The 21,891-nt window shown below is 56.9% G+C and carries 18 protein-coding genes and 2 pseudogenes; 13 read left to right on the top strand and 7 right to left on the bottom strand.

Annotation, left to right across the window (positions count from 1 at the left end; all coding sequences use genetic code 11):
* Positions 1-136 precede the first annotated feature (136 nt).
* Positions 137-718 carry a cupin domain-containing protein gene (locus AB6809_RS35460; RefSeq protein WP_371028488.1) on the bottom strand — a complete coding sequence of 194 codons (582 nt, stop codon included), beginning with the start codon at positions 716-718 and terminating at the stop codon, positions 137-139.
* Between the two features lie 108 nt (positions 719-826).
* Positions 827-1,918, bottom strand: a complete 1,092-nt coding sequence (locus AB6809_RS35455) for a substrate-binding domain-containing protein (protein ID WP_371028487.1) — start codon at positions 1,916-1,918, stop codon at positions 827-829.
* A 715-nt stretch (positions 1,919-2,633) separates the two neighbouring features.
* Between AB6809_RS35455 and AB6809_RS35450 the strand changes: the two genes are divergently transcribed.
* From AB6809_RS35450 to AB6809_RS35425, 6 genes are all read left to right on the top strand, one after another.
* Positions 2,634-3,383: an SDR family oxidoreductase gene (locus tag AB6809_RS35450; RefSeq protein WP_371028490.1), complete on the top strand. Its 750-nt coding sequence runs from the start codon at positions 2,634-2,636 to the stop codon at positions 3,381-3,383.
* Positions 3,384-3,496: 113 nt separating this feature from the next.
* On the top strand, positions 3,497-4,435 hold the full coding sequence (locus AB6809_RS35445) for an AraC family transcriptional regulator N-terminal domain-containing protein (RefSeq protein ID WP_371028486.1): 939 nt from the start codon (positions 3,497-3,499) through the stop codon (positions 4,433-4,435).
* A gap of 385 nt (positions 4,436-4,820) precedes the next feature.
* Positions 4,821-5,600 carry an SDR family NAD(P)-dependent oxidoreductase gene (locus tag AB6809_RS35440; RefSeq protein WP_371028485.1) on the top strand — a complete coding sequence of 260 codons (780 nt, stop codon included), beginning with the start codon at positions 4,821-4,823 and terminating at the stop codon, positions 5,598-5,600.
* 612 nt (positions 5,601-6,212) lie between these two features.
* Positions 6,213-6,668 (top strand): (2Fe-2S)-binding protein, encoded by a 456-nt coding sequence (locus tag AB6809_RS35435; protein ID WP_371028484.1) that lies wholly within the window; start codon positions 6,213-6,215, stop codon positions 6,666-6,668.
* Between the two features lies 1 nt (position 6,669).
* On the top strand, positions 6,670-8,898 hold the full coding sequence (locus tag AB6809_RS35430) for a molybdopterin cofactor-binding domain-containing protein (protein ID WP_371028483.1): 2,229 nt from the start codon (positions 6,670-6,672) through the stop codon (positions 8,896-8,898).
* 21 nt (positions 8,899-8,919) lie between these two features.
* Positions 8,920-10,194 (top strand): cytochrome c, encoded by a 1,275-nt coding sequence (locus AB6809_RS35425; RefSeq protein ID WP_371028489.1) that lies wholly within the window; start codon positions 8,920-8,922, stop codon positions 10,192-10,194.
* Between the two features lie 381 nt (positions 10,195-10,575).
* Here AB6809_RS35425 and AB6809_RS35420 read toward each other — a convergent pair.
* Positions 10,576-11,349: pseudogene (locus AB6809_RS35420) on the bottom strand (IS5 family transposase); the annotation flags it as partial.
* A 301-nt stretch (positions 11,350-11,650) separates the two neighbouring features.
* On the opposite strand from AB6809_RS35420, the gene AB6809_RS35415 reads away from it, so the two are divergent.
* The 4 genes from AB6809_RS35415 (at position 11,651) to AB6809_RS35400 (ending at position 15,717) form a co-directional block, all read left to right on the top strand.
* Positions 11,651-12,565 (top strand): LysR substrate-binding domain-containing protein, encoded by a 915-nt coding sequence (locus AB6809_RS35415; RefSeq protein WP_371028482.1) that lies wholly within the window; start codon positions 11,651-11,653, stop codon positions 12,563-12,565.
* 178 nt (positions 12,566-12,743) lie between these two features.
* Positions 12,744-14,021: a dicarboxylate/amino acid:cation symporter gene (locus AB6809_RS35410; protein ID WP_371028481.1), complete on the top strand. Its 1,278-nt coding sequence runs from the start codon at positions 12,744-12,746 to the stop codon at positions 14,019-14,021.
* Positions 14,018-15,478, top strand: coding sequence for an aspartate/glutamate racemase family protein (locus AB6809_RS35405; protein ID WP_371028480.1), 1,461 nt, complete (start codon positions 14,018-14,020; stop codon positions 15,476-15,478). Before AB6809_RS35410 ends, AB6809_RS35405 begins: the two co-directional genes overlap by 4 nt.
* Before the next feature lie 92 nt (positions 15,479-15,570).
* Complete coding sequence (locus AB6809_RS35400; protein ID WP_371028491.1) at positions 15,571-15,717, top strand: hypothetical protein; 147 nt, start codon at positions 15,571-15,573, stop codon at positions 15,715-15,717.
* A gap of 37 nt (positions 15,718-15,754) precedes the next feature.
* Here AB6809_RS35400 and AB6809_RS35395 read toward each other — a convergent pair whose 3' ends face one another.
* The 4 genes from AB6809_RS35395 to AB6809_RS35380 all read right to left on the bottom strand — a co-directional run bounded on the left by AB6809_RS35395 (position 15,755) and on the right by AB6809_RS35380 (position 18,533).
* A complete protein-coding gene (locus AB6809_RS35395) occupies positions 15,755-16,615 on the bottom strand; it encodes a D-alanyl-D-alanine carboxypeptidase family protein (RefSeq protein WP_371028479.1) in 861 nt (286 codons plus the stop codon).
* A 346-nt stretch (positions 16,616-16,961) separates the two neighbouring features.
* A complete protein-coding gene (locus tag AB6809_RS35390; protein WP_371028478.1) occupies positions 16,962-17,234 on the bottom strand; it encodes a VOC family protein in 273 nt (90 codons plus the stop codon).
* 132 nt (positions 17,235-17,366) lie between these two features.
* The gene (locus tag AB6809_RS35385; RefSeq protein ID WP_371028477.1) at positions 17,367-18,110 is read right to left on the bottom strand and encodes an SDR family NAD(P)-dependent oxidoreductase; all 744 of its coding nucleotides are present in this window, start codon (positions 18,108-18,110) and stop codon (positions 17,367-17,369) included.
* Between the two features lie 12 nt (positions 18,111-18,122).
* Positions 18,123-18,533 carry a DoxX family protein gene (locus tag AB6809_RS35380; protein ID WP_371028476.1) on the bottom strand — a complete coding sequence of 137 codons (411 nt, stop codon included), beginning with the start codon at positions 18,531-18,533 and terminating at the stop codon, positions 18,123-18,125.
* Positions 18,534-18,792: 259 nt separating this feature from the next.
* Here AB6809_RS35380 and AB6809_RS35375 point away from each other — a divergent pair, with 259 nt between their 5' ends.
* From AB6809_RS35375 to AB6809_RS35365, 3 genes and pseudogenes are all read left to right on the top strand, one after another.
* Positions 18,793-19,218 (top strand): winged helix-turn-helix transcriptional regulator, encoded by a 426-nt coding sequence (locus AB6809_RS35375; protein WP_371028475.1) that lies wholly within the window; start codon positions 18,793-18,795, stop codon positions 19,216-19,218.
* A 686-nt stretch (positions 19,219-19,904) separates the two neighbouring features.
* Positions 19,905-20,333 (top strand): hypothetical protein, encoded by a 429-nt coding sequence (locus AB6809_RS35370; RefSeq protein WP_371028474.1) that lies wholly within the window; start codon positions 19,905-19,907, stop codon positions 20,331-20,333.
* 283 nt (positions 20,334-20,616) lie between these two features.
* Positions 20,617-21,692: pseudogene (locus AB6809_RS35365) on the top strand (IS3 family transposase); the annotation flags it as partial.
* Between the last annotated feature and the right edge of the window lie 199 nt (positions 21,693-21,891).

Genomic DNA, 21,891 nt, shown 5'->3' with positions numbered 1-21,891 from the left:
GTTTGGCATTCAACCTGCACCTCTGAGTTCTTCAAATTAAGAAAATTCAGAGGCGACATCTAGTGTGACGCAGGGGGCGTTCTGTCGCACGTACATGCGAAGTATGGACGCCCTCGGTGACATCGTTCGCATTTGGTCACGTACCCTTCCTCCTTGCGCCGACCATTACGGAAACGACCGTGCAGGGACTCTTACTTTCATTGCGCCAGTTGTGCCAGCCTCCTCGCATTACGATCGCATCGCCTTGCTTAGCGACGACCTCACGGTTCTCCAGTTCGAGCACAATCTCGCCTGTCAAAACGAGAACGAAATCCACGCTGTCTGAGATATGCATGCCGGGGCGGTCGGGATCGAAAGCCTCGACAAAGTTTGACAGCCCCTCGCCTTGTACGGTCTCAAGTAGTGGCGACTTGTCTTCCGGACGCGACCCACTTTCAGTTGTCGGCATAAAGGTAAAGAAGCGAAACCGAACTCCGCCAGGCCCGGGGAACCAGGGATCAACGACTTGTGCGGGGTTTATGTTCGTCCCGACAACGGCCACATCGTCTGCTGTTCCCCAAAGTTGACTCACCTTGAATACCGGAACCCCAAAGCTGTCTTCTCCGACGTCCGTGTCAATAAGTGCCTCTTGATAGTCGGACTTACCGTCGTGCTCGATCCTCGTAACGATAACCCGGGTCTGACCGGGATGGGCAATACCGGTGTGCTTCGTTTCCACGTCTTCTCCGCTGTTTGGTGGGCCTGTTCGGTCGGGGCGATTTCGCAGCGATGTGCAGCCTCGACCGCTGGGCCGGTTTAAATGCTATTACCTTACCCTAGCGCCATCTTACTGACAGCTATTCGCGCTGCTGCCAAAGACCTGAGCCTTTGATACCCACCCGTTCGGAGCGATCTTGGTCACAAATTCGCACAGGTTCGCCTTCGTTACGCTCACGATCTTAACGTAGTCCGTTCGCGTGCCGTTGACTGTCGCGCTTGGAGCCGGGATGTCCTTTCCCGTACCAAGCGCATGCGCAAGGTTCGCAGCGTCTTTTGCCATTGTGTCGAAGGGCGTCCAGGTCGTTTGCGATTGCCATCCCTGCGCAATATACGCGAGGCTTGGTACCAGAGCGTCCGCCCCAGTCACCCAAACCTCTCCCGGCTTCTTACCTGCCGACTTCAGAGCCTGAACGACGGCCTGAGCAGCGTTGTCCCACATTACTACGAACGCTTTGATGTTCGGATCCTTTTGCAGCGCGGACTCAGCTTCTCTCTGAGCGATCGCCGTATCCCAACCCGGCGTTAGACTGTCGTACACCACATTGATGCAGGATTTGCTTTTGATGAGTGAGTCGTACGCTTTTGACATGTCAACCTGGGCGATCGTTGACTGGTCCCCACGGATAAGCGCGTATTTTCCGCAAGGAACCGCCGTGAGCGCAGACTGAGCTTGCATAGCTCCCATGTCATAGTTATTGCGCGAGATATGGTAATCAGCCGTGGCGTCGCTAACTCCTCTGTCATAGGTAATTACCTTGATTCCATGGCGTTGCGCCTCTTTGACAAGGCTGCTCGCGGCTCGTGCGTCGATGGCGGTGAGGACGAGCACGTTCACTTGCCGTTGGATCATACTTTCGACTTGGTTTTTCTGCGTCGCCGCATTCTCGTTCGAGTACTGAAAGATTGTTTCGTCCCCGTTAGCCTTTGCCTGCTCAGCGAGAACCTTTTGTTCCCACGCCCACCGAGCCTGATTTTGTGATGGGAATACCACTCCTATGCGGACGCCGCCAGCCTGAGCGGATACGGCGGCAGCAGACATCAGCAGTGCGGCGGTCGCCCAAGCCGCTGCTCGGCGCCAGCAACTACGGGACGCGTGTTTTGGGCCGGAACCTTTACCGCCCAGCGTGCTCGCCGCGAGCATATTAACGTTAGCCCTCATGCCTCCTCCTTTATTCATCGGTCGGCGAGACTTCTAGGAAGTCCGCCGTTATTTTGAGCCGCACGACAGTGCAAGCCGGTGCGTGCATTCTGCCCTCCGCCCGTCGGGCGGTACATGGAACGGCTTGCGAAGCTCCTTTGCGCGTGGTGACAAGCTTCTTGCGGACACCGGCCCCCGGTTGGCATGAGCGTCACGGGCCCTTAAGGCGTAAGACGGCGGAGCGCCGTGATCCGCCCAGGTCCAGTCGCCTGTAACGGCGGGATCGTTGCTCCTCTGGAACGCTCCAGGTGGCTTTCGACTCGCGGTGCGCAGCTGAGCCGCTAAGCCGGAACAGCGCCTAGCGTTGGCCGTGCGACATCGCTACGAGGTTGGATGGCGCCGCTGCCGCAGGACGGCGCGTTGGAAACCGGCATGCCTGTCATCGGATTAGGCAAATAATGCAGTGAAATGAGCTATCCCACTGGCTCGTCTAGAGCGAGAATGGCAGCAGTCGGTATTGTTGGCGCATTTGTCGATGAGCCGCCTCGGCTCGGAGTGCTAGCCCACGCCGGATGGTGGGAGCGAAGGGCGGCAGGCTCATAATGTCGAGAGCAGTTGGCGTACAAGAGCCCGGGAATTGGCGTCACTCAAAATGCCGCAGCGCTTCGCAGCTTTAGTGGTGTTATGGGATCCGCGGCGCTGTTTCACACTGATAAGTTTCGCACCGGAAGGGAATATAAATATGATCGAGAATAAGGTTGTTATTATTACCGGTGCTTCGTCCGGGATTGGAGAAGCAACGGCCAAGCTGCTTGCCTCAAAGGGCGCCAAAGTAGTGCTTGGTGCGAGAAGAGAGAGTCAACTTAAGCAACTCGCCAGAGAAATCTCTGATGTCGGTGGACAGGCAGTCTATCAAGTAGTCGACGTCACGCGACAGGCGGACAACGAGAGCATCGTAGCTCTCGCGAAAGAGGCGTTCGGAAAAGTAGACGTTATCTTCTTGAACGCTGGGGTTATGCCTAACTCACCACTGTCTGCCATGAAAACGAACGATTGGCATGACATGGTGGATGTGAATATTAAGGGCGTACTCAATGGCGTCGGTGCCGTGCTGCCGACGTTTATTGGACAAAAATCAGGCCAAGTGATCGCCACATCGTCAGTAGCCGGGCTTAAGGCTTACCCAGGTGGAGCGGTTTACGGGGGAACCAAGTGGTTCGTCCGCGATTTTATGGAGGTACTGCGCATGGAGTCCGCTATGGAGGGCACCAATATTCGCGCCACAACCGTTTATCCTGCCGCAATCAACACGGAATTATTGCAGGCAATTCGCCATGATCAAACGTCAGAGGCGATGCGAGGGGTGTACGAGAAATATGGGATTTCGCCCGATCGCGTTGCAAACGTGATCGCGTTCGCAATCGACCAACCGGAGGATACTGTAATCAATGAGTTTACCGTAGGGCCGACAAGCCAGCCGTGGTAGTTCGTGTCGGTGCTGCCCGTGCCGAAAGCTTGATAAAATGTCCTCACCAGAACTCAAATCGCGGCGCAGATGGTGTCGGGAGGACAAGGTCATTCGGGAAGGATGCGTTTGCAATGGCTCTTAAACACGAATCTACTCTGCAGCGCGGGTCGCCTCAGGCGGCGCTCGCCGGAGCAATCGCCGCAAGAGCCACTCGTCCAGGCGACTTTGACACGGCTGTACCAAATTTGAGTTTGTTCCGTCGAGACTCGACGAGCCCCCCGACGGAATGTATGGTTGAGCCGAGCATCGTCCTTGTGGTGCAAGGCTTGAAGCAAGTTTGGGTGGGGGGCGAATCCTTCGCGTATGACGCGAAGCGCTTCCTCATCACTTCGTTAGATGTACCGGCAAACTCAGAAGTTGTTGCTGCAAGCAAGGAGCGTCCTTGCCTAGGCCTAACTCTGAAACTTGATATGCACGTGTTGGCAGACTTGATGGCGCGAGGTCAAGCAAACGCGCCGTGCGATCGCTCACGCGGAAGGGGGGTTGGAGTCGGGACGTCCACCATGGATCTTTTGTATCCTTTCGTGCGGTTGTTGGACTTGCTGGATGACCCGGAAGCCATTCCGGTTTTGGCTCCTTTAATTGAGCGTGAGATTCATTACCGTCTACTTCGTAGTGATCAGGCAGCGCGGTTACAGCGCATCGCGTCTGTAGATGGACAGGGCTACCGAATTTCCAAAGCTGTCGACTGGCTGAAGGCAAATTTCGCGGTGCGGCTTCGTGTGGAAGAATTGGCGGCGCGTGTGCAGATGAGCACCCCAACATTTCATCAGCACTTCCGCCAACTGACTGCAATGAGCCCGTTGCAATATCAGAAGTGGCTTCGACTGAACGAAGCTAAGCGCTTAATGCTGAATGAGCACCTTGATGCGGCGAGCGCAGCTTTTAGGGTGGGATACGAAAGTCCATCTCAATTCAGTCGCGAGTACAGTCGGTCATTTGGGGCACCTCCAAAACGAGATATTGCTGTCATGCGGGCACAGGCCGAGCAACTGGATCTGCAAAGGTGATTAGGCATCGCTGCGGTCGATCCGGCGGGCGCACGCAAAACTGTCTCTGCCTATAGGCTTTGGAGCGGTAACGTCCTCTTCCGGGGCGACCAAGTACGCCGTGAACCGTCGGGGTCTGTCAGATGGATCGGTTTGTGGTCAGCCTGCTGCGATCCGTTGCGGCCCATCCGCTCCTTTTCGGCAGTTTCTCGCGCAGCACTACCCACTGCCTCCAGGTTTCTGGCTGGACTCTCAAAGAGAGCAGCCCAGCGTCCTCTCCGATCAGGCGCTGACAAATCGTCGACCGTCAATTTTGCTCCGTGCTGAGTTCCGGGTGCCAGTTCGCGCACGGAGATATCAGTACCACCTTGATAGTCGAAGTTTCCTTAACGACCTGGGCGACATTATGAAACAGGATGAGAAACTTGGCGTCGTTGTTGGAGGCGGCAATGGCATTGGTGCGGCTTGCTGCAAGCTGATGGCTGAGCGCGGATGGCGTGTCGCTGTCGTTGACTTGAACAAGGACGCGGCAGAGCAGGTCGCTGCCGAGGTGGGGGGTGTTTCGTCCGTAGGCGATATCAGCGACCTCGCCGCGATCGAGCAGCTTGCAGATGAGCGCGAGCGTGAGCATGGACGCATTACCGGGCTGGTCGCTGCCGCGGCGGCCTTCCAGGACAAATATGCCCCTGATGAATTTCTGATGGATTTGTGGCGGCGCGTGGTGAAGGTGAACTTTGAAGGCACGTTCAATGCCAACAGGGTCTTTTCCTCACGTATGGCGCGGGCGGGTGGCGGAAGCATCGTAAACATCTCGTCGATTGTCGGTCACGGATCATCGCCCCAGCACGCGTACGGACCCGCGAAGGCGGCAGTCATCAATATGACGAAGAATTTTGCTGCTCAGTATGGCAAAAGCAATATTCGCGTTAACTCGGTTTCTCCGGGCGCCGTGCTCGTGCCCCGCGTCTTGGCACGTGCCCCCGGTCGCTATGCAACCGACATCGATTCCCAAATGGCGTTGGGTCGGAGGGTCCAGCCGAACGAGATCGCAGAAGGCGTCGAATTCCTTCTTTCTGATAAAGCATCGGCGATTACTGGTGTCGATCTCATGATTGACGCAGGATGGGCAGTGGCAAATTCTTGGCACATCTACGGCGGTGTTCCGGATGGTCCGGGCACCGTGTGAGACATTGGGAAACGTTGGCGGAGGCGCCCTTTTCTCGATAGATTCGAGCCCCGAGTGTAGAAACCGCGAGATCGCTGGTCATACGTTTCTACATGATCCGAAACGATATTGCGTTTGGAGAGTACATGAAGTTCGCTGCCGATATCGGCCTAAGAATGACGTGCGCCATCGAACCAGGCAAGAAAAGCATCGGATTGATATACCAGTTTCCAGATGTGGGATGACAGAATGCAACCTTGCGGAACGTGCGGGAACCGCGGCTTTTTCGCCAAGAGGCAAGAGGCCGCCATTCGCTGCCCGGGCGGCAGGTGACGGCACTCGCTCGCCAGGACATGCTGGCCCGAGTGGATCTATGCACTGCTTACCCGCTCATGTCGTCGACATGCGATGATTCGGTGTCCTACGGACTACAATTCTTAGCGAGCTGAACACCGCCGATGGATAACGCTTCGATAAATGAGCCGTACCTCTGCGGAGCAAGTGAATTGAGAAGCAAACGTTCGGTCTGCCATGTGCATGAGCCCGCGGCGGGTGTTTTCTGCATCGTCGCAATGGGCCGGTGGCGGAGAGACTTCAGTCGCATACGAGACCTCATGGCTTCGGAGGCCAACGATGATAACTTTACAAGTTAACGGGTCGACGCATACTGTCGACGCAACTGATGATATGCCGCTCCTTTGGGTGTTGCGCGACTTGGTTGGTTTGACCGGCACCAAGTTTGGATGCGGAATCGCGCAGTGCGGTGTGTGTACCGTGCATCTCGACGGCGTCGCCGTACGCTCTTGTGTTCTTCCGGTCGCCGCCGTTGCCGGTAAGAATGTGACCACAATCGAAGCGATCGGTGGCACACCGGCCGGCCGCAAAGTTCAAAATGCATGGCGCCAACTCGACGTCGTACAGTGCGGGTACTGCCAGTCGGGGCAAATCATGGCAGCTGCGGCGCTTCTTTCTGCGAACCCGAACCCGACTGATGCGGATATCGACGCTTCCATGACGGGTAACATCTGCCGTTGTGGCACATACAACCGCATCCGTGCGGCAATTCATCAAGCCGCGAAGGAGGCGTGATATGTCGCGCGGGCTGATAGAGGCGGGGAAAGCGGCTGCCGCTGGAGCGGCAGTATCGCGCAGAGCATTTCTCAAATTCGGACTTACCGTCGGTGCCGCAGCAGGGGGAGGTCTTCTGCTGGGCTTCGCGATGCCGGCAGCTGGTGACAACGCGCGCAAATCAATATTCGGCGGTGATGCTCCTGAGTCGCTACAGCCAGGGGTGTTCGCGCCGAATGCATTTGTGCAGATCGATCGCAGCGGGCAGGTCACGCTGGTGATGCCGAAGGTCGAGATGGGGCAGGGAGTTTATACGGCCATCCCGATGTTGATCGCTGAGGAACTGGAGATACCGCTCTCGAGCGTCACGCTCAATCATGCTCCGCCCGACGCAAAGCGCTTTGGTGATCCGAATCAGGGTGGCAATCAATTCACGGGCGGCTCGACATCCGTGCGATATGCATGGGTGCCGATGCGCCACGCAGGTGCTACGGCGCGCACGCTGCTGGTTGCGGCGGCCGCTCAGCAATGGAAGGTTGATCCTAGGTCGTGTCAGGCGGAGAACGGTGAAGTGTTGCACGCGCAGAGTGGCCGGCGTGCTTCGTATGGCCAAATCGTTGACGCTGCGGCGAAGCTTCCGGTGCCAACTGACGTGAAACTGAAGAAGCCTGAGGATTTCAAGCTTGTTGGTACGCGTGCAAAACGTCTCGATTCACCGGAAAAAGTGGATGGAACGGCGAAGTTCGGTCTCGATGTCCGACTCCCCGGAATGCTGTACGCGGTAATTGTAAACAGTCCGGTGTTCGGTGGCACGGTTGCGAGCGTCGACGAAGCCGCCGCAAGGAAAGTTCCTGGCGTTCGTCAGGTCGTGCGTGCGGATAACGCGGTAGCGGTGATCGGCGATCATACCTGGGCGGCCAAACGTGGCGCATCGGCGCTCGTCATCAAGTGGAACGAGGGCACAGACGCAACCGTCTCGATGAAAGACATCGTCGGCGATTTGGCGCGGGCGGCTGATCGCAAGGGCGCTGTCGCTCGTAAGGACGGTGATGTGGACAAGGCGTTTGCGAGCGCCAAGACGCGGGTCGATGCGGTTTATGAACAACCCTTCCTAGCGCACGCGACGATGGAGCCGGTTAACTGTACGGTGCACGTGCTCGGCGACAGCTGCGAGATTTGGCTCGGCACACAGGTGCCAACTCGGGTGGTCGACACAGCTCGGAAAGTTACGGGGCTTCCGCGCAGTCAGATCATCGTTCACAACCACCTGTTGGGCGGTGGGTTTGGCAGGCGACTAGAAACGGACATGGTCGAGCAAGCACTGAAGATCGGCAAACACGTCAATGCACCCGTGAAAGTTGCGTGGACGCGTGAGGAGGACATCCAGCACGACATTTATCGGCCGTACTACTACGATCGGATCTCGGCGGGCCTCAGCACAAATGGCAAGCCGATCGCGTGGCACCATCGAATCGTTGGATCATCGGTTCTTGCCCGCTTTCTGCCCGCCGCGTTCAAGGATGGCATTGACTTCGATGCAATCGAAGTTGCATCGGATCTCCCGTATGACTTGCCCACTCAGCAAGTCGAATATGTCCGTCAGGAACCTCGAAATATTCTGACCGGTTGGTGGCGGGGGGTCGGACCGACACGCGGTACGTTTGTCGTCGAGAGCTTTATCGACGAATTGGCCGCGCAAGCGGAAACTGATCCTGTCGCGTATAGGCGCGCGTTGCTTGGCAAGGCGCCACGTGCGCGCAAGGTGTTGGACGTCGTGGCGAAGCAAGCCGGTTGGGGGACGCGATTGCCGAAGGGCCAAGGCCGTGGTGTATCGGTGATGCATGCGTTTGGCAGTTTCTTCTCGATGATTGCCGAAGTTGCAATCGACGACGGCGAAGTTACGGTGAAGCGGGTCGTTTGCGCGGTTGACTGCGGAATGGTGGTGAATCCCGATACCATCGAAGCGCAGGTGCAGGGAGGCATCATCTTTGGTATCACGGGGGCACTGTATAGCGAGATTACGATCAAGGATGGGCGGGTCGAGCAAAGCAACTTTACGGATTATCGGATGTTACGAATTGACCAGACGCCGGTAATCGACGTGCACATCGTAAAGAGTGCGGAAGCCCCGGGGGGAATTGGCGAGCCGGGTACCGCCGCATTGGCGGCGGCAGTCGCCAACGCGATCTATGCGGCGACTGGCAAGCGTATTCGCAAGCTGCCGATTGGTGACCAACTTAAATCCGCATGAAGGACCCCGGATATGAAGAAGATGATGGCGGTTCTTCGGACCCTGGCGACGGGAATGTTGCTGGCGGGTGCGGCAGTAGCACATGCGGCTGACGGTGTCGATTCGGCGCTTGTGGCACGCGGAGCGTACCTCGCGAAGGCTGGTGATTGTGTCGCTTGTCATACGGCGCCGCGAGGAAAACCATTCGCGGGCGGTCTAAAGATGACAACGCCGATGGGCGCAATTTATACAACCAACATTACGCCTGACTCGGATACGGGAATCGGGCGTTATAGCGAGGGTGATTTTGGCCGAGCATTGCGGCGTGGTGTGGCGAAGGATGGCCATAACTTGTATCCAGCGATGCCATATCCGTCATATGCGAAAGTGAATGACGACGATGTCAAGGCACTGTACGCGTATTTCATGCATGGTGTGCAGCGAGTGAAGCAAGAAAATCGTCCGTCAGATATTCCATGGCCTCTCAATATGCGTTGGCCGCTGAAGCTGTGGAACGCAGTGTTCCTTGATTCGGCAGTTTACCAGGCAAAGGTGGGCAAGGAAGCGGCGTGGAATCGAGGGGCTTACCTCGTGCAGGGATTGGGCCATTGTGGTTCATGTCATACGCCGCGCGGTGTTGGTTTCCAAGAGAAAGCACTGGATGAGCGGGGCTCGGCATTTCTTTCAGGAGGGTTGATTGATAACTGGTTCGCATCTAATCTCACGGGAGATTCAAACACGGGTCTCGGTCGATGGAGCGAGGCGGACGTCGCGCAGTTTATGAAGACCGGAGCAAATCGTCACGCAACGGCATTCGGTTCGATGACAGACGTGATTAACCACAGCACTCAGTGGCTCACGGCCAGTGATTTGAACGCGATCGCTGCTTACCTGAAATCGCTGCGAGCTGTGGGGGGCAACGGCGGTCCGCCATTTCAGTACGATCCCGAGGCGACACAAGCATTGCTTGCGCGGCCGGCGGGTGATCCTGCCGGGAAAGTCTACGCCACGTACTGCATGCATTGCCACGGGCTCGACGGAAAGGCGTTCGCGCCTATGCTCGCGCCGCTCGCGGGCAATCCGAACGTGCTCGAAACTAACGCAGCATCGCTGATCAATGTAACGTTAAACGGCACGACCGACCTGGTTATTGACGGACTGCCTGCGGCCTATCCGATGCCAAAGTTCGCGAACGTACTTACAGATCGTCAGATCGCCGATGTGCTGACGTTCATGCGAACCGGCTGGAATAACAGGGCACCAGCCGTTCAGCCTCTGGAAGTGACGAAACTGCGGAAGGCGACAACCGAGAAATAGCGACTACGAGCACGAGTGATGGGCGCCTTGTGAGCTCGCAAGTAACGAAGCCGCTTCGACGCAAATACTCGCACTTTGAGGCGCTCGTAAAGGTCAACCGCAACGCGAAGTTTGTATGCTGGTTCAACTGCGATGGCAGTCTAGGATTGGCAGCCTTTCCAATAGCACAGTCCCATCGCACCTCGCCCTCCTAAACTGAAAGGTGAGAAGTGTCGAAAAGAATCGTAACTAAAGATCGGCGACCGAGATGATGCGAAATCTCGGTTCAATCGATTTGCAATTGCCATGCATCTGCCTGATGTTCTGTACCTGAAAGCGGATATTCACAGCAAAGTCCCGACTAGAGCGTGTTAGGCCTTTGTTAAGGGCTGCAAAGTGGACAAGCATAAGCACGGAGAAGACGACGAAGTGCAAACCTGCCAGGGTCTCGGGCAATCTCTCGTAGTCTCTGGCCAACCGGCGGAAGCGGTTGAGCCAGCCGAAGCTGCGCTCGACCACCCAGCGGCGCGGCAACGGCACAAAGCCCTTTTTCGCCTCCGACAGCTTGATTACCTGAAGCTCGATTCCTTCGTCGAATGCCGCCTGCGCAGGCTCTTCGCCGGTATATCCCTGATCAGCGAACGCCACCTTGACCGTCTGGCCCGTGGCCTGCTGAACCTGACGCACCAGTTCTCCGACCTGCGCGCGTTCCTGTTCGTTGGCCGGCGTAACATGCACAGCAAGCAATTGCCCCAAGGTATCAACCGCCATGTGGGCCTTGCTGCCACGTTTGCGTTTGTAGCCGTCGTAACCCGCGCGAGGCCCACTCTCGCAGGTCGACTGCAGCGTGCGCCCATCGAGGATGACCGCGCTGGGCTGACCCTGACGGCCCTGCGCGATCCGGATGATCGAACGAAGGTCGCTCACCATGGCCTCGAAACAGCCGGCCTGAATCCAGCGTTGCGTTTGCTGGTAGACCAGTTCCCACGGTGGAAAGTCATTGGGCAACAAACGCCACGGTGCACCCGCGCGCACTATCCAGCGAAGTGCATTGAACATCTCGCGCAGTTCGTAGCGACGCTGCGGTGCGTCCTCGTTCATCAAGGTCAGGTACGGAGCGGCAAAGTACCACTCTTCATCCGATACATCCGTTGGGTAAGGCCTGCGCTTTTTCATCCTGCCAGGATACCAGGTCCGACAAAAAGTGCCTAACACGCTCTAACCGAGAGTATCAGTGTGGCGATGGCGCTTTCGTCGAAAGGCTCCCACTCGCCTAAACTATGCACGGCGCTGCATTGGCGTGTACGGAGTTAACATACAAGACCATGAATACTCAGAGGAACGGTGCGATTCAACCCGGACGATCAACAGGTGACGCTGGCCTTCTCGCGCACGTCGAACTCAAAGCGAGAATGAGCGATGCCGGCTCCACGTCGTAGAATGCGAGCAACTCTTCCCATGCGAGTAAAGGGCCCATATGGAAATTAAATGGATTGAGGACTTTATCGCCGTCGCTCAATACCGAAACTTCTCGCGGGCTGCGGAGTTCCGGAACGTCACCCAGTCCGGCTTTAGTCGTCGCATTCAGTCACTCGAGCAGTGGGTAGGTGCAGAACTTATTGACCGCAGCAGCTTTCCACCGGTTCTAACACCGGCCGGACAACTGTTCCGCGAGGTGGCGGAAGACGTCCTTGCGCGCCTGTACGATACGCGCTCCATCATTCGCACTGAGCAACGGATTGCGGGAGAAAGTTTGCACATTTGCGCGGGGCATACGATTGCTCTCAACTTCCTGCCGCCGTGGCTTAAGACCCTCGCGCTTCAGCTCGGGGAGATCCGTGCTCGCGTAACTCCCACCAATGTTCACGACTCGATTCTTGCTCTGGTAAACGGCAACTGCGAGCTGATGTTTGCTTATCATCATCCTGAGCTACCCCTCCATCTTGATGCTGCCAAGTACGAACATGTGACGGTCGGCCTCGATACGCTGATGCCAACCAGCAGGTCAAATGAGCGTTCGGCGCCTAAGTTTCGCCTGCCCGGGACGAAACAACGCCCGTTACCGCTCATCTCCTACACCGAGACGAGCTATTTTGGACGTTGCCAAGCATTGCTGTTGAAGCAAGCACCGGACGCGCCGTCGTTGCGGCTGCACTTCGAGTCGGACATGGCAGAGGTGCTGAAGAAGCTGGTCATGGAGGGAGAGGGCGTCGCATGGCTGCCTAGGAGCACGATCACGAAAGAGCTTGCCGACGGTGACCTGGCGCCGGCAGGCCCGGCCCGTTGGTATTTACAGGTGGAACTACGCGCATACCGCGATTCAACGCGTCGCAGCGACTTCGTGGATACGCTCTGGCATCACCTGCGCGCGGGCTCCGCCACGCTGAAATAGGGTTTTCCCGCGTTATGCGATTTTCGCATGGACGCATGTCGTAACAGCATCAGCGCTTTTTTGAACGTCCTTACCATCCGTTCTACGGTGAAAGTGCCGCTTCCAGCGACGCTTTCATTTCTTCTCCCGCGCGTGGCCGTTACCTTCCATCGTCCACGCCGCTACAGGACGGATGATCATGAAGAATCGCCTTACCCTGAGCATCGCGGTAGCCATGCTCCTTGGAGTCGGAGCTGGGTACGCATGCCACACGAACATCGCTGACCCCGCCACGCTGAAAGCGGTTGCCGGCTACTTTTCGATAGTCACGGATATTTTCTTGCGTTTGATCAAGATGATCATCGCGCCGCTGGTCTTCGTCACACTGGTGTCGGGGCTGGCGGGGATGGATAGCGGCGACGATGTAGGCCGGATCGGGCTGCGCTCGCTTGGATGGTTCATCAGCGCATCACTCATCTCTCTGGCGCTCGGGCTAGTCATGGCCAACGCCTTGGAACCCGGCGCAGGCCTGCATCTGACTGAGAGTTCCAGCGAAGTGAACACCGGGCTCAACACGGCGGCACTAAACGTCAAGGACGTCATCACGCACGCATTCCCGACAAGCCTGCTGGATGCGATGGCGCGCAATGACATCCTGCAGATCCTCGTCTTCTCAATCTTCCTCGGCGTCGGCCTTAGCGCACTCAAGCGCGACTCGCGCGTCGGCGTCGTCATCCAGGCGATCGACGGAATGGTTCCTGTGATGCTTCGGCTCACGAACTACGTCATGCGTGCTGCGCCCCTTGGTGTCTTTGGTGCCATCGCCTCGTCCGTGACGCTGCGTGGCCTTGACGTGATCTACACCTACGGCAAGCTCATTGGGTCGTTTTACCTTGGGCTGCTGATCCTCTGGGTTATCCTCATCGCAATCGGCTACGCTTTTCTCGGACGCAAGGTGGGTAGTCTGCTGAAGGCAGTCCGTGAACCCGCGATGATTGCATTCTCGACGGCAAGCAGCGAGGCCGCATATCCGCGACTCACCGAGCAGCTGGAGAAGTTCGGCGTCGACAAGAAGGTGGTTGGTTTCACGTTGCCGCTGGGCTACGCATTCAACCTGGACGGTTCGATGATGTATCAGGCGTTCGCCGCAATTTTCATTGCGCAGGCCTTTGGTGTCCACATGCCATTGTCGCAGCAGATTTTCATGTTGCTGATTTTGATGTTGAGCAGTAAGGGTATGGCAAGTGTGCCGCGCGGGTCGGTGGTCGTCGTTGCAGCAGTCGCGCCGATGTTTCATCTGCCTGTCGCTGGCGTGGCTTTGGTTCTGGCGATCGACCAGATTCTCGATATGGGTCGCACGATGACCAACGTGATTGGCAATAGCGTTGCGACTGCTGTCATCGCGAAATGGGAAGCTGCGCGCGAAGCAGACTCTACGGACGCCTCCTTTGAGCAGGTGGAGGCCGGTGCACAATGAGCGCGACAGTGGCGGAAAGCCGGCCCAAGCTGGGTATAGTCGGAGGATTGGGCCCGCTGGCAAGCGCCGATGTGTTCTTCAAGATCCTGAAGGCGACGCCGGCGTCCTCCGACGCAGAGCATGCCGAGGTCATCTTCGAGCAGCGCCCGTTCAAGGGAGCCGGGGCGGGTAGTGCCGTGACGACGGAGCGCAAACTGTACATCTTCGACATGATCCGGGATTTCGAAAAACGGGGGGTAACGATGGTCGCGCTCCCATGTTTTCTGAGTCACACGTTTCTCGACGAACTGAAAGCAAATACGAGCTTGGCTATTGTCGATATCGTCGAAGCAGTTCGCAGCCACGTGCAGCGAAAGTTCCCGGCCGCGAAGCGTATCGGCGTGCTCGCGTCCGATTACGTCCGTGAGAAGCGGCTCTTTGAACGGTATTTCGCCGCCCCCGAATTTGAGGTCGTATATCCGCGCACCGCCGACGATACCGATACGGTAACTGAAGCCATCTATGGGTCTCACGGTATCAAGAGCGGTAATCTCCGCGGCCGCCCTGTCGAGTTGCTGCGCGCTGCGTGCGAGAGTCTTGTGGATCAGGGCGTCGACGTCATCGTGCCGGGCATGACGGAAATCGCCCTCGTCGCCGAGGAAGTCGGTCAGTTGCAGATGCCACTTGTCGATTCCAATATGGCGTATGCGCAGTATGTCGTCTCTGGCGGTCCCGGTTTGCCTGCCCCGGTTTTCAAGGTCGGCGTGGTGGGTGGCGTAGGCCCTGCTGCGACGGTCGATTTTCTCAACAAGGTCGTCCGTCTTACGCCGGCGTCGCGCGACCAGGATCACATCAAGCTTCTGATTGAGCAAAATCCGCAGATTCCAGACCGAACAGAAAATTTGATCAGTGAAGGGGTGGACCCGACCGTCTCGCTCTACGCCACGTGCAAAAAACTGGAAGACGGTGGCGCAGACATCATCGCAATCCCCTGCAACACTGCGCATGCGTTCGTTGACCGGATCCAGCCGTATCTCGGGATACCGATCGTCAACATGCTCACCGTCACGGTGTGCTACCTGCGTGATTCCTTTCCCGGCTTGCGCGATGTCGGCGTGCTGGCCACGTCAGGCACGATCGGCAGCGGTGTCTACCGGAAGACTCTCGAATCGCAGGGGCTGCACCAGATTGCCCCCTGCGCCGCTTTGCAGGCGCGTGTGATGGACGCCATCTACGGAAAGAACGGCGTCAAGGCAGGTTTCACGACCGGTCAATGTCAGGAAGACATTATCGCAGCACTCGAGGGACTGATTGCCGAGGGCGTTGAAGTCATCATCCTCGGATGCACCGAACTCCCAATCCTTCTTCCAGCGGGCAAATTCGTCGGCCGCAACGGCGGGAGCGTGCAACTCATTGACCCGACAGAAGTCCTGGCGAGGCAATGCATTGCTTATGCGAAGGGCGACGCCGCCAACTGAGCTGGCACCGGCTCGCCATCAGAAGCTTTCGTCGCCCGGTTCGAAAACGACCGCGCGCGCCTTCGGTCTGGCCTTTTCCTTTGGAGCATCAAATGTCAGCTTCGACTCGCCGTATCGAGCACGATCTTCTCGGCGATCTGCCCGTTCCGCATGAGGCGTATTACGGCATCCATACGCTGCGCGCGCTCCAGAACTTCCTATTCACGGGCATTCCTATTTCCACATACCTCGCTCAATAGGCGGATCTACTTTCGGCAGCGACTCTTCACTATAAGACTAGAACTGTGCACCGTAAACAAGGTTCCGGTCATTCCCACGAGTGACGACGTGTTGCCCGTTGGCATCGACAACTGGATAGTCGATGAAGTCGGAAAAGCCATAATCAAGGAGACTTCGTGCACCTGTTAACCGGGCGGGCGCCGTCGGCGCGCCCAAGACTATAGCGAAAACCCGCCGCATCATTGGTGGGGATGTCTGCTTTCGCTTGGCCGTTGCAACGATGCAATAGCCAGCTGCCTCGGTATGCCCTGTTTTCATGCCGTCGACGGAAGGGTCTTGAGACAGCAACCAGTTCTTGTTCCGCTTTTTGAACTTTCCAAAGCTGAAGTGTTCCTCCGACGAGAAGGCATAGTATTCCGGGAATTCTTTCGTCAGCCGTACGGCCAAGATCGACAAGTCCCGCGCGGTGGAATAGTTGCCGGGTGTTGTTATTCCGGACGGGGTCGAAAAATGCGTCTGTTCCAGACCGAGCTCTCGAGCCTTGGCGTTCATAAGCATCTCAAAGCCACCGAGCGAGCCGCCTATCCGTTCCGCCAATACCAGCGCAGCATCGTTCGCGGACGCTGCGATGAGGCCTTGAACAAGAGGTTTGACAGGAAGTCGTTGTCCAGGGTGCAAATACATCTTTGCTTCGTCACCCCCAACATCGCTAACATCAGCTTGGCCCACTGTGACCATTTCATCCCACCGGACGAGACCGCGCTTAAGAGCGTCAAGTACCACGTAGGCTGTCATCAACTTCGTCAGAGAGGCGGGTTGTCGCCTTGCATCCGCGTTGTGCTCGGTGAGCGTCTGGCCAGACTCTCCATCGACAAGCAGCCAGGAAACTGCTTTGAGCTTCAACGGAGGTTGACCCATTGCGCTGCCTGCGGTAGTCAGACAGGCAATGGTGGAAGCGGCGAGAAATCGCCGAAGGAACGGAGGGATTGATGCTTGCTTCAAGGGAACCTGCGAATCATGTTTCGGAGCGGGGTTCAACGTAATGCGACGACGCCAGAAAGCGATCGTTCTGAACTGTTGTAAACAGTTCGCGACTTCAGTAAAGATGATAACGTGTGTCGGCGTTTCAGCAGATGCGCGATCCGCATAGGCCCATTCTAAATAAGCAAGAATAGCCTACACTGCCGAAAGGATGCATCGGGCACGACTACGAACTGACGGGCGGGACGGTGCGCCTAATCCCCCCGTTGTCTCTGTATCACCGCTATTCAGCGACAAGGTGGAACTTGTTGTCGTCGGGATCCGTGAGAGTCGTATATCGGATTTGAGGCAGCTCGAACTGCTCGACAACAATTGCGCCCAGCGCCACTGGGCGTTCGGTGTCGCTGTCGAGGTCGGGCGTCTTCAAATCGAGATGCACACTGTTGCGCTGCGTGGGGAGGCCGACCGTCTTCTGAAACGTAGCGGTGGTATAGCCGGGGAGGGCGCTAATTGGACGATCCGGCCGTAATTTTGTGCAACCGGGAACCGAGGGCATCCGACCACCACGCAGCCAGCTTCTGTGGGTTCGCGGTGTCGATGGTGATAGCGTGTATCTTCATGCTCATTCTTCCTTGCGGGGCGGTTGCAGAGAGGGGATGGCTCAGCAACATCAGTGGGCTGTACCAGCTCAACGTGCGCTGTCGATGATGGAGCCGCCATCCGGAGTGAGACTCGACCCCGTGATGAACTGAGAATCCTTGCTCGCAAGAAACAGGACGACAGGGGCAATGTCTTCTTCAGGCGATCCGTAGCGACCAAGCGGATTGGTCGGTGCAGGGACGTTCGCGTCCGGCCCCCATGTTTCAGCGACTGGCAAAACGTTGTTCACGGTTATCTTGTCGGCGCCCCATTCACGGGCGGCGGTTCGGCTGAGGGCACGGACGGCCTCTTTTGCCATGTTGTAAGGACCGTAACCCACGAGGCCAATCACGCCAGCCATCGAGCCGAAGTTGATGACCCGTCCTTCACCACTCTTCTTCAAATAAGGGTAAGCCGCCTGCATGGCCCTCAGGTAGGCGACAGGACCTAAGTCGAAATTTCGCTGCAGTTGCTCCGGTGACAGCTCGAGAATGGACGAGAACGGCGCTGTTGGATCGAAGGCGTTATTGACGAGAATGTCGATGCCGCCGTAGGCGGCGGCAACCTTGTCCACTGCCGCATTTACCTCGCCTGCATTCCCGATGTCGCATGGTATGCCAATCGCTGTGCCGCCAGCCGCTGTGATGTCAGCTACGACGGCTTCCACGTTCGCGGGGGTAAGTGAGAGGACGGCCACTTTTGCGCCTTCTGCAGCGAGTAGTTTCGCAGTAGCTCGGCCGATACCGCGACCGGCACCGGTTACTATTGCTACTTTACCATTCAGTCGAGCCATGAATTTCTCCATTCAGTTGAGGATTACTTGGCTGTGCTGCCACGTTTGCGCATAGGGAGAAGGGGTGTCGCGGGCGGCGTTTTGTGTAGTGAACGAGACGACTAAAAGGACAAGGCCGATGACGGAGGGCAGCGCCCCCTTCGGCTTACGAACGCCAAGGTGAGCCGAGCCGGACAGCAGGAGGTGAAAAAGAATGCCGGCATAGGCCAGATCACTCAGCGGCACGCTTACGCGCCAAAGGATTGCCAGCGGCCCGAGGACTTTCACGACAATCATTAGCGGCACAAGGTAAGACGCGGGATAGTTCAGTTCGACAAGGGTCTGCCGCACCCAATCCCTTTTTACGATGTACAGTGTTGCAGAGGCGAGATAGAGCGATGTGAGCATAGCCGTGCTGATCCAGTATGCGTAGTTTTCAGGCATGAACGAGTTCACAAGGTTAGAATGCATTTGCGAAAGGATGTCGTCTAATATCGAGATGAGCAAGTAGGATGATTAAATGCGGCTTAGTATGAAAAACCATACTAATAAGTGGCTTCGCATCTCATTGCAGGGGCCAGGAGAAGAGAGAGACAGTAACCGCGCTGGGCACGCCGCGAGAGCAATAGTTTTCCTAGCGTTAGATTGTATCGACCTTCCGTAGGAATGCGGCTTAAGATGTAACTCTGCATCAGGAAGTCTTATGTCCCTCAGTATGAAAAATGCGACCGGCGAGACGGAAGAAGTCAACATGCACGACGAGATGCGTCGTGCATTTTCGTTGCTTTCCGGTAAATGGAAGCTAGAAATCATGTGGCTGCTTAACCAGCGTGTCTATCGATTTGGTGAGCTTCGAAAGGCAATTCCCGGCATCACGCAGCACATGTTGACTGCACAGCTGCGTGAACTTGAAGCGGACGGGCTGGTGTCGCGAACAGTGTTCGCGCAAGTGCCGCCCCGCGTCGAGTATCAGATCACGGCAAAGGCACGCGGTTTAGGGCCGACAATGGAGGCGCTGACAGAATGGTGGAACGAATACGGTCGAAGCATCCCGGTGAAGCCCCCCGCGCGAGGACGTAAAGCTGTCGCTGTTGAAGCGAAGGCGGTCGAGCCGGGACGAAACACCTAACTATCGCGGTATCAAGCTGCCCAGCGGGTATGAAGCGGATTATGCCTCTGCTGCTACAGCCAGTCGCTTTCATGGAGTGGGGGATATCGGTGTCTAACGTATGCGTCGCCATCCTCCTGCTCGTTTTCGCCTACGACAGTCAGCGCGCGTGAGTCGGTTCACGCGAGGTTGCCCCACTTTCCTTCTGGCCCGTGGCTGACCGTTGAAAGCGGAACCTTTCGTGCTCAGGCCGACGTTCCATGAAGAACAGGGCGAAGAGGTTGTTTTTTTCAGTTAGTGAAGGGCGACGTATTTTTGTGAACAGCATCGCGCTGTCTGATCCGTTCGGAGTGCGATTCGACGCGTCATTCAATCCACTGCAAGGTCCATGTGAACGGTACCGCCGTGAAATCCTGCTTGTCGCTGGCAGTGATGCATGACGGTGACGAGATTTTGACCGTCGAAGGATTGGAGCGAAATGGACGGCTTCATCCAATACAGCGAGCATTTTGGGAACATGACGCATACCAGTGTGTGAACTTTCGCCGTTAAGGGGCCAAACCGCTTTCGGCATAAAGGCGCCACAAGTCTTTCGGCGCATAGGCGCCAGTAGATTTTCGCCGTAAAGGCGCCACTGGCGTCTGAGTCGGGCGCTCGAACTTCGCCAACCGCTACCCTCCCGGCACGCATTTGCTCCGGAGGGTGGCTTGAAGAAGAAGTTCGAGATGTACCAATATCGACAGGTTCTGGTGCGAATGCGCCAGGGTGACTCCGACCGGAATATCGACCGGTCGAAGATCATGGGCCGTAAGAAGCTGGCAGCCGTGCGGGAGATGGCAACCAAGCGCGGGTGGCTTTCTCCGGGCAACGCTCTGCCGGACGACACGCAGCTCGCTACAGCGTTTTGTCGCAAGGAGTTCCGGCCGGCGAGCAGTATCTCGTCGGCCGAACCGTGGCGCGAACAGATTGCCGAGTGGCACGACGCGCGCGTCACCGGCACCACGATTCACAGCGCGCTGGTGCGCAACCACGGCTACGAGGGAAGCTACTCATCCGTATACAGGCTACTTCAGCAATTGAAGGCGGAGCTCACGCCGGATGTACCGCTGCGGCTGGAGTTCAAACCTGGCGAGTAATCGCAAGCTTGCGATTACTCGCCTAATCCGAAGGAATCGGTAATGAGAAGGACACTGGCCAATTCCCCGGACGATCGGTATTTCGAGCGATTCTGCTTTCCATTACGGGACTATGGCATCCTCAGGCTTCGTCTTGTCCGAGGAGGCGCCCATGTCCGCTCTGCTTTCAACGTAAGCGATCCACTATCGACGTCTACCCAACAGCACTCTGAGCGAGGAGCATAGGTGTCCACCTATTTGTGAACTGCACCCCAAAAGTTGGACCTCATTTTGGGATGCTTTTATGCGATACACCGAGAAGAAGAAGTTGAGTGCGACGGAAGATTATTGTTTGGGCCATGACGGTCTCATACGGGTGGCCGCAAGGCATGGCGTAGACGTGTCTTCGCTACGCAGATGGGCGGCAATTTATCGATCACATGGGGCATCAGGGCTCGCGCGGAAAAACTCCGGTATGCGCTATAGCCCTGAATTCAAGCTCAAGGTGGTGCGAAGAATGCAAAAGGAAGGCCTGTCAGACCGTCAGGCCGCAGCGCTGTTCAACGTTCGCAACTTTAACGCCGTTCGGGGTTGGATGCTCCAGTATGATGGCGTCAGTGTGAACTCGTTGTCTCCTAGAACAGTGCGAAAGAAACCCGTTGCAAAGAACAAACCACAGTACAGCGAGCATCGCAGCCGCGAGGAATTGCTTGCGGAGGTGAGCCAACTTCGCATGGAGAACGCCTACCTAAAAAAGCTCGACGCCTTGGTTCAGGTGAAATCGAGATTAGCGCGGCGGAAAAAGCGCAAATCGTGCTTGAACTAAGGCAGCGTTACCCGCTCGCGGGCCTCCTCAAGGTCGCCGGTTTGGCACGCAGCACTTTCTACTATCAGCAGAAGGTTCTGCAGGCGGGTGACAAGTATGCGAGTTTGAAAGTGCGTATACGTACGCTCTTTGACCAGCACAAAGGTCGTTACGGGTATCGCCGAATCACGGCAGCTGTTCGGTGTCAGGGCGACAGGGTCAACCACAAGACGATTCAACGTCTTATGGGCGAGCTGTCCCTCAAGTCGAACATTCGACCGAAGAAGTACAAGTCGTTCAGAGGGAACGTCGGCAAGATAGCCCCCAACGTCCTTAAGCGAAAGTTTGACGCTTCGCGTCCCAACAGGAAGTGGGTGACGGACGTGACCGAGTTCAACGTCGGCGGCCAGAAGCTTTATCTTTCTCCGGTCCTTGACCTCTACAATGGTGAAATCGTTGCGTACGAGATGGCACGGCGCCCGCTATTCGACATGGTCAACACGATGCTGAAGAAGGCCTTCGCGAAGCTTGGGCCACGTGATAAGCCCATCCTGCATTCGGATCAAGGTTGGCAAGGCGGATTCAACCGGTCGTCGCAACACCTTTGATCGAGGAGGTGTTATGGGACGACCAGCTGGCTGGATGTATAAGTTGACAGGGCGAACAGCGATGCGCTCGCCAGGTGCGCCGTCGCATCGGCGCGAAACTGAGCGACGATTCTGGAAGCAAATCGCGACAGGCATTACAAGCGAGAAGGCTGCAGATGCCGTTGGC

The sequence above is a fragment of the Paraburkholderia sp. RCC_158 genome, assembly GCF_041355255.1.
Lineage (GTDB): Bacteria > Pseudomonadota > Gammaproteobacteria > Burkholderiales > Burkholderiaceae > Paraburkholderia > Paraburkholderia graminis.
The sequence above is the reverse complement of the archived record's forward strand: the minus strand, read 5'-3'. Positions and strand labels throughout refer to the sequence as shown.